The organism is Lysobacter sp. GQ73 (assembly GCF_059758755.1).
In genome coordinates this window covers 328,730-337,093 of the sequence record NZ_JCAXEE010000005.1, presented here as the reverse complement: position 1 = coordinate 337,093, position 8,364 = coordinate 328,730, and the positions used below count along the sequence as shown (strand labels likewise).

Genomic DNA, 8,364 nt, shown 5'->3' with positions numbered 1-8,364 from the left:
ACTCGGGACTCGGGACTCGGGACTCGGGACTCGGGACTCGGGACTCGGGACTCGGGACTCGGGTGGTTAGATTCGGGGCTAACCCGAAAATATTGGGTCGTCGTTGCTGTTCTCAAGCCGGATCGCTGACCACAGGCCGCGCGTTCGAGTCCCGGCTCTTGATCAGTAGCCGCGCTTGCGCCGCAGCCGCCGTGCGATACCGGCGCGCGCGATCAGGGCGAACGCGCCGCCGAAGGCGAAGCCGGCGAGGTGCGCCGACCACGCTACCGCGCCGAAGGCCGGGCCGATGAAGGTGAAGACCACCTGGAGCAGTGCCCAGACCCCGATCAGCAACGGCGCCGGGACTTTGACGAACTGCAGGAACAGGCCCAGCGGCACCACCACTCCGAGCTTGGCGTTCGGGAACAGGGCCAGGTAGGCGCCGATCAGGGCCGAGACCGCGCCGCTGGCGCCGATGATCAGCCGGTCCGGGGTACCGATCGCGATCACCGCGGCCAGGTTGGCCACCGCGCCGCCGAACAGGAACAGCGCCAACAGCCGCCAAGGGCCCATGGCGCGCTCGGCCGGCAGCCCGAAGATCAGCAGGAACACCAGGTTGCCGAGCAGGTGGGCCCAGTCGGCGTGCAGGAACAGCGCGCTGAACAGCCGCAGCGCGCTGCCGTCGCGGATCGCCTCCAGCCAGGCCAGCGGGCTCGACAGGCCGCCCGACAGCGCCCCCCATTCAAGCATGAGCCGGCGCTGCTCCGGGGCCGGCAGCACCACCGCCGAGACGATGAAGCACAGCCAGAGCAGGGCGAACAGCAAGGGGGTGGCCCAGCGCAGCCGGGTCCGCTCGCGCGAGGGAATGGCGACGAACACGGCCTCAGTCCCGCCCGCCGGGCACGGCGAGGCCGGCTTCCGGGAGCCGGCCGGAAGGCGGAAACGTCCGTGGGGCATGGCTTTGCGACATCGGTACGGTACGGGTTTGCGGTCTTGGGCGTATTGTTAGCGTTCGGTTAATAGCCGCGCTATAGTGCATACGGCGTCGTACGTCGGGAGGGGTTTCCGGCGGAACCGGGCCTAACCCGCGGCACCGTGCATACGGCCGTGTTAGACGAAAAAAATACTCCAACGGAGACTACACGCATGCAACCCTCACAACGCATCTCCCGCCTGACCGCACTCGCGCTCGGCATCGCCGGCGTCATCAGTGTCGGTTCGGCCGGTGCGACCGGCTTCCAGATCCGCGAAAACAGCATCCGCAACCAGGGCCGCAGCTTCGCCGGCAGCGGCGTGGCCAAGAACGACGCCGCCGTGGTGTCGAACAACCCCGCGGCGATGGTCAACGTGGACTCCACCACGATCCGCAGCGACATCACCATCATCGACCTGACCGCCAAGTTCACCGGCGGCGGTTCGGCCGCAGCCGGCAGCCCGCTGGCGCGTCCGCTCACCGGCGGCAACGGCGGCGACCCGGGCGACGCGACGCCGGTTCCGGCGCTGTCGCTGGTGGTGCCGCTGACCGGTTCGTTCGAGAAGCTGACCCTCGGCGCCAGCCTCAGCGCGCCGTTCGGCCTGAAGACCGAATACGACAAGGACTGGGTCGGCCGCTACAACGCCGTCGAGTCCGAAGTGAAGACCATCGACCTGACCTTCTCGGCCGCGGTCGCCCTGACCGACCGTTTCTCGGTCGGCGCCGGCCTGATCTACGAACGCGCCGAAGCCACCCTGACCAACGCCGTCGACTTCGGCTCGGCGATCTGCCGCGTCAGCGTCGCCGCCTGCGTGACCCCGAACCCGGTTGCCGCGCCGTTCGGTCCGCAGAAGAACGACGGTTTCGCCAAGGTCAAGGGCGACGACTACGGCATCGGCTGGCTGCTGGGCTTCCACTTCCGCCCGACCGACAAGTTCTCGATCGGCTACTCGCACCGTTCGGAAATCGATCACGAGCTGGAAGGCACGATCGACTTCACCAAGCCGGGCAATGTCTCCGCGCTGTTCGCCGCGCGCGGCATCACCCAGTACAACAGCGGTCCGGGCGGCGCCAAGCTGACCACGCCGAGCGTCGACACGCTGAGCCTGCAGTACGAGTTCACCGACCAGTTCCGCATGATGGCCGACATCCAGGCCACCGATTGGCATTCGCTGCAGTCGGTCGACATCGTCCGTTCCAACGGCACGCCGGTCACCAGCGAAGCCTTCGGTTGGGAAGACACGATGATGTACGCGCTCGGCGCCGAGTACGACCTCAGCGATACCTTCACCCTGCGTGGCGGCATCGCGATCGACGAAACCCCGACCAACGATCATGCGCGCACCCCGCGCCTGCCCGACAACGATCGCAACCTGTACTCGATCGGCCTGACCTGGGCCGCCAGCGAGCACCTGAGCGTCGATGCGGCCTATACCCGCATCACCATCGACAGCCCGACCATCAACACGGTCTCCAGCAGCGGTTCGACCCTGCAGGGTTCGTACAAGGGCCACGCCGACCTGTTCGGTCTGGCCGCTCAGTACAAGTTCTGATCGACGCGGCATCGCAGTAAACCTAAAGCCCCGCTTCGGCGGGGCTTTTTTTATCCGAGGCATTCGCCGGCGATGTTCGCCCGCGTTTTCGCCCCTCGGTTCGGCGAGCGGTCGAGTCGCGCATGCCCGAGCCGGGCGCCTATGCGAAAATCCCTGCACATGCCGCCGGCACAGAGCCATGCGGCGGTTTGCGGCCTCCGCCGCGCCTCCAGCCCGCCGCAGGCCGCGGCACAGGACGACTCCTTGAGTGCCGACGTCTCTTCCGATTCCTGCCGCATCGTCGTCGCTGCGCTGTTGTGCGGGCGCGCGCAGCCCTATACGCGGCCCGGCAGCATGAGCGCCATCGCCAAGACCGCGCTCGCGGGGCCGGTGCGTATCGGGGAGATGGGGCTGGAAGGCGACGAGCAGGGCGACCGTCGGGTCCATGGCGGTCCCGACAAGGCCGTGCATCACTACCCCTTCGATCACTACCGCGCCTGGCGCGACGAACTCGGTCCGCACGCGCTGCTCGAGCGCCCCGGGGCGTTCGGCGAAAACTTCAGCAGCGCAGGACTGACCGAAGCCGCGGTCTGCCTCGGCGACCGTTTTCGTTGCGGCAAGGCGTTGCTGGAAGTCAGTCAGGCGCGCCAGCCGTGCTGGAAGCTCAACGATCGTTTCGCGGTAGCCGACATGGCGCGACGGGTACAGGCCAGCGGCCGCACCGGCTGGTATTACCGCGTGCTCGAAGCCGGCGAAGTCGAGGCCGGCGACGTGTTGGATCTGGTCGAACGGCCGTGGGCGCAATGGAGCCTGCAACGCATCGCCACGATGCTGTACACGCGCACCCTGGATCGCGAGGAATTGCAGGCCGCGCTGGCGCTGCCGCTGGTGCCGTCCTGGCGCAAGCTGGTCGATGCGCGGCTCGCGCGCGGCACGGTGGAGGACTGGAGCTCGCGCATCGACGGGCCGGCGGTGCCGTAAACGGCTTCGGCGTGGTGAAGCCGGACTGGGCGCGGCGCAGCCTTTGCGACTCGTTCGGGCTTTACTTCGACCGCCGGCGCGACACGGCGCCGTATCCATCCCTCGAGCACCAGGAGCCGCAAGGCATGAGCGAGATCAAGTTTTCCAACGAAGAAAAGGCGCTGATCGTCGCCAAGCTGCAGCGCTACTTCAGCGAGGAGCTGAAGCAGTCGATCGGCCGTTTCGATGCCGAATTCATGCTCGATTTCATCGCCGACGAGATCGGCGCCTATTTCTACAACCGCGGCGTGCTCGACGCCCACGCATTGCTGTCGGCCAAGTTCGAGGACATCGGCGACGCCTTCTATCAGCTCGAACAGCCGACCGACTTCAAGCGTTGAGGCGACGCGTGGCGGGGTGGGTAGGCCGTGCGGTTTCGGAAGCGTGAGCGATGGCGGCGAGGTGAGCGCGGGGCAGACGAGCCCAGTCGACCCTGGCCCGGCGAGCGCGCGCCCTCCAGTGGGCGATGCACCGTCGCGCGCCTGCAGTGCCGGCCCGGGCCTGCGACTCAGCTCGCCCGCGATGCGGGCGGTGCGCCGAATTCGTCGCGAGCGAAGCAGGCTCGCGCCGGCAGGCTGATCACCAGCACCGCTTCCTGCTGGAAGCGACGTTTGTATTCGTCGGCGATCTCGACCACGCGCTGGCGGCCGGTCGCGGTGTCGGCGTGGATAAGGTCGATCGCGCGCGAGTCTTCGCGCTCGGTCTCGCCGCTGGCGCCGCGCCATTGGCCTTGCGCCTGGTAGATGGTCAAGCCGTCGGGAAAGCGCGGCGTCACCACCTCGGCGAGGAAGGCCTGCCATTGGCTGTCGCTGACCGGGCCGGACGGACTGTTCATGCCGAACAGCACCCGGTCGAGCCGGCGTTCGCCGCAGGCGCTGGGGTCGCCGGGTTTGACCGGCAGGGGAGCGAGCGAAGCGCAGGCGGTCAGGGTGCATAGCAAGGCGGCCGACAACAAAGGTCTGCAGGACATCGGCGTCTCTCCCTGGCGAATGCGCCCATCTTGCACTCGGCGTCGGCCGCGGCGCGGGCACGGGCATGCGGTTATGCGATGGGTGTCGCAGAGCGGCGCGAGCCGCGATCAACCGAAGAGTCGTACGTCAGCATAGCGCCCGAAGCCCGGCCAAGCGGACTCGATCTCGAAGCAGAGCGAACGGCCGCGCTGCGCCCCGATCGCCGCATCGGGTGTCGCGGCTTACGCCGCTCCTGCAGTGGAAGACGAACTCTCCAAACGGACACGGCGCGACCCTGAGGCCGCGCCGTGTCGGTTGTCTGGCTCGATGGACCGCGCCTCGGCGCGGCCAGGGATCAAGCCATCGCGATCAATCGCCCAAGGTCAGCAGCGAGGCGTTGCCGCCGGCCGCGGTGGTATTGACGGTGATGGTCTTCTCGGTGGTGAAGCGCGGCAGGTAGTGCGGGCCGCCGGCCTTCGGGCCGGTGCCGGACAGGTTCTGGCCGCCGAAGGGCTGCACGCCGACGACCGCGCCGATCTGGTTGCGGTTGACATAGCAGTTGCCGACCTTGACCCGCGCGCTGATGCGCTCGATGGTCTCGTCGATGCGCGAGTGGATGCCGAGGGTCAGGCCGTAACCGGTCGCGTTGATCGCATCGATCACCGCGTCGAGCTGGTCGGCCTTCCAGCGGATCACGTGCAGCACCGGGCCGAACACTTCCTTGTGCAACTGGTCGAGCGACTTCAGGGCGTAGGCGCGCGGGGCGAAGAAGCTGCCGTGGGCGCTGTCGGCGTCGACCGGGACTTCGGCGATCTTGACCGCTTCCCGGTCCATGCGCGCGGCGTGCTCGACGAGCATCTTCAGCGCGTCCTCGTCGATCACCGGGCCGACGTCGGTCGACAGCAGGCCGGGGTTGCCGACCTTGAGTTCGGCCATCGCGCCGGCGAGCATGGTGGTGACCTTGTCGGCGATGTCTTCCTGCACGAACAGCACGCGCGCGGCCGAGCAGCGCTGGCCGGCCGAGGTGAAGGCCGAGCCGATCGCGTCCTTGACCAGTTGCTCCGGCAGCGAGGACGAGTCGGCGATCAGCGCGTTCTGGCCGCCGGTCTCGGCGATCAGCACGCCGATGGCGGCGTCGCGCGCGGCCAGTGCGCGGTTGATGGCGCGTGCGGTGTCGGTCGAGCCGGTGAAGGCGACGCCGGCGACGCGCGGGTCGCGGGTCAGCGCCGCGCCGACGGTGGCGCCGTCGCCGGGCAGGAACTGCAGCACCGCTTCCGGCACGCCGGCTTCGTGCAGCAGCTTGACCGCGTAGTAGCCGATCAGGTTGGTCTGCTCGGCCGGCTTGGCGATGACGCTGTTGCCGGCGGCGAGCGCGGCGGAAATCTGGCCGGCGAAGATCGCCAGAGGGAAGTTCCACGGGCTGATGCAGACGAACACGCCACGCCCGGACAGGTGCAGGGTGTTGGACTCGCCGGTCGGGCCCGGCAGCGCTTCCGGCGCGAACAGCTTGCGCGCCTGCTGGCCGTAGTAGCGCAGGAAGTCGACCGCTTCGCGCACTTCGGCGATGCCGTCGGGGATGGTCTTGCCGGCTTCCTTGGTGCACAGCGCGATGTATTGCGGCATGCGCTGCTCGAGCAGGTCGGCGGCGTGTTCGAGGATCGCGGCGCGGCTGGCGGCCGGGGTCGCGTTCCAGGCTTCCTGCGCGGCGACCGCGTTGTTCAATGCGCGCTCGACGGTGGCGCTGTCGGCGGCCTGCCACTGGCCGACGGTCTCGCGGCGGTCGGCCGGGTTGGTCACGGCGATGTTCGGACCGGTCACGGTCGCGCCCGGCACCAGCGGCGCGGCGCGCCAGTCGCCGACGGCGGCGTTGACTTCGGCGGCGAGGGTCTGCAAGTGCTGGTCGTTGGCGAGATTGACGCCCATGGAATTGGTCCTGTCGTTGCCGAAACTGCGATACAGATCGGCCGGAAGCGGAATGCGCGGGTGAGGGATGCTGTCGAACGCGGAAACGGTCTCGACCGGGTCCTGGATCAACTCGTCGATCGCGATGCTTTCGTCGGTGATGCGGTTGACGAAGCTGGAGTTGGCGCCGTTCTCGAGCAGGCGGCGCACCAGGTAGGGCAGCAGGTCTTCGTGCGAACCGACCGGCGCGTAGACCCGGCAGGGCACGTCGAGCCGATGCGCGGGAATGACCTCGGCGTAGAGGTCGTCGCCCATGCCGTGCAGCTTCTGGAACTCGAAATGGCGCTCGCGGCCCATCGCCTTGGCGCGCTGGTGGATCGTCGCGATGGTCTGGGCGTTGTGGGTGGCGAACATCGGGTAGATCGCGTCGCCGGCTTCGAGCATGCGGCGTGCGTTGGCCAGGTAGGACACGTCGGTGTTCGGCTTGCGCGTGAACACCGGGTAGCCGGGTTGCCCGTCGACCTGGGCGCGCTTGACCTCGCTGTCCCAGTAGGCGCCCTTGACCAGGCGCACCGGAATGCGGCGGCCGGTCTTGCGGGCCAGCTCGGCGATGAAGTCGATCGCCTCCGGCGCGCGCTTCTGGTAGGCCTGGATCGCCAGGCCGTAGCCTTCCCAGCCGTCGAGCGAGGGGTCGGCATAGGCCGCGGCGATGACGTCGAGCGACATCTCCAGGCGGTCGGCTTCCTCGGCGTCGATGGTGAAGCCGATGCCGTAACTGCGCGCCAGCTGCGCCAGTTCGAGCACCCGCGGGGTCAGCTCGGCGAACACCCGCGCGCGCTTGGCGTGCTCGTAGCGCGGATGCAGCGCCGACAGCTTGACCGAGATCGACGGCGCGCCGAACACGGCGTCCGGGTCGGCGGACTTGGCGCCCGACTGCGCGCTCTTTCCGATCGCATGGATGGCGTCGCGGTAGGCCTGCAGGTAGCGCAGGGCGTCCTTGGTGGTCAGCGCGCCTTCGCCGAGCATGTCGAAGGAGTAGCGGTAGTGGGCGTTGTCGCCCTTCTTCGAGCGCGACAGCGCCTCGCCGATGGTCCGGCCCATGACGAACTGGTGGCCCATGATCCGCATCGCCTGGCGCACCGCCAGGCGGATCACCGGCTCGCCGACCCGGCCGACCAGGCGCTTGAAGGCGTTGTGGACGTCGCGCTTGGTGTCGTCGTTGAGGTCGACCAGCTTGCCGGTCAGCATCAGGCCCCAGGTCGAGGCGTTGACCAGCACCGAATCGGACTGGCCCAGATGGCGCTTCCAGTCGGCTTCGCCGAGCTTGTCGCGGATCAGCTTGTCGGCGGTGTCCTGGTCCGGAATGCGCAGCAGCGCTTCGGCCACGCACATCAGCAGCACGCCTTCCTCGCTGCCGAGGTCGTACTGGCGCATGAAGGCTTCGATCGCGCCCTGGTCCTGGGCGCGGGCGCGCACCCGCTGGACCAGCTCGGCGGCGGTGGCCTGGGCGGCGTCGCGGTCGGCGGCCGGCAGTCGCGCCAGTTCGAGCAGATGGCGGACGTGTTCGGCTTCGTCGCGGACCCAGCCGGCGGTCAGGGCCGCGCGCGGCCCCGTCGGCGGCGCGGGCAGCTCGGGGCTGATCATGGCGCCCGAAGGCGGCGCGTCGGAGAGCGCGGCGCTCGAGCGCGCCGGCGGACCGTCGTGGGCGACGGTGGAAGAGACGTTGATGGACATCGGACCCGGCACTGGGGTGGGAAGTCCGGCATTTTAGAGCTTTCTATCGGTCGCGGCCTGTACCGGATCGGTTCGCGGGGCTCCGGCGCGAGCGCCCCGTCGCAACCGCGGCCAAGCGGTGGCCGCGATCGGCCCGGAGGCGGCGCGGACCTGCGGCTGCGACGCTTCCGGCGCCCCGATCCGCGCGTTGCGCGCGCCGGACCACCGTAACTTGCATCCGTCACGCTCGCGATCGGCCGTCGCCGACACCGTCGACAGGCGCCGAACTGGCGCG

General features: G+C 68.9%; 6 protein-coding genes. 3 read left to right on the top strand and 3 right to left on the bottom strand.

From position 1 onward, the window contains the following. Positions 1–162: 162 nt before the first annotated feature. Positions 163–858: a rhomboid family intramembrane serine protease gene (locus AC6CH2_RS16645; protein WP_498270174.1), complete on the bottom strand. Its 696-nt coding sequence runs from the start codon at positions 856–858 to the stop codon at positions 163–165. A 267-nt stretch (positions 859–1,125) separates the two neighbouring features. Between AC6CH2_RS16645 and AC6CH2_RS16640 the strand changes: the two genes are divergently transcribed. From AC6CH2_RS16640 to AC6CH2_RS16630, 3 genes are all read left to right on the top strand, one after another. Next, complete coding sequence (locus tag AC6CH2_RS16640) at positions 1,126–2,505, top strand: OmpP1/FadL family transporter (RefSeq protein ID WP_435397022.1); 1,380 nt, start codon at positions 1,126–1,128, stop codon at positions 2,503–2,505. A gap of 243 nt (positions 2,506–2,748) precedes the next feature. Beyond that, on the top strand, positions 2,749–3,465 hold the full coding sequence (locus AC6CH2_RS16635) for an MOSC domain-containing protein (protein WP_498270173.1): 717 nt from the start codon (positions 2,749–2,751) through the stop codon (positions 3,463–3,465). 125 nt (positions 3,466–3,590) lie between these two features. Then, complete coding sequence (locus AC6CH2_RS16630; RefSeq protein ID WP_057919360.1) at positions 3,591–3,845, top strand: DUF2164 domain-containing protein; 255 nt, start codon at positions 3,591–3,593, stop codon at positions 3,843–3,845. 167 nt (positions 3,846–4,012) lie between these two features. Here AC6CH2_RS16630 and AC6CH2_RS16625 read toward each other — a convergent pair whose 3' ends face one another. After that, on the bottom strand, positions 4,013–4,474 hold the full coding sequence (locus AC6CH2_RS16625) for a DUF3574 domain-containing protein (RefSeq protein ID WP_498270172.1): 462 nt from the start codon (positions 4,472–4,474) through the stop codon (positions 4,013–4,015). 349 nt (positions 4,475–4,823) lie between these two features. After that, a complete protein-coding gene (gene putA, locus AC6CH2_RS16620; protein ID WP_498270182.1) occupies positions 4,824–8,000 on the bottom strand; it encodes a bifunctional proline dehydrogenase/L-glutamate gamma-semialdehyde dehydrogenase PutA in 3,177 nt (1,058 codons plus the stop codon). Between the last annotated feature and the right edge of the window lie 364 nt (positions 8,001–8,364).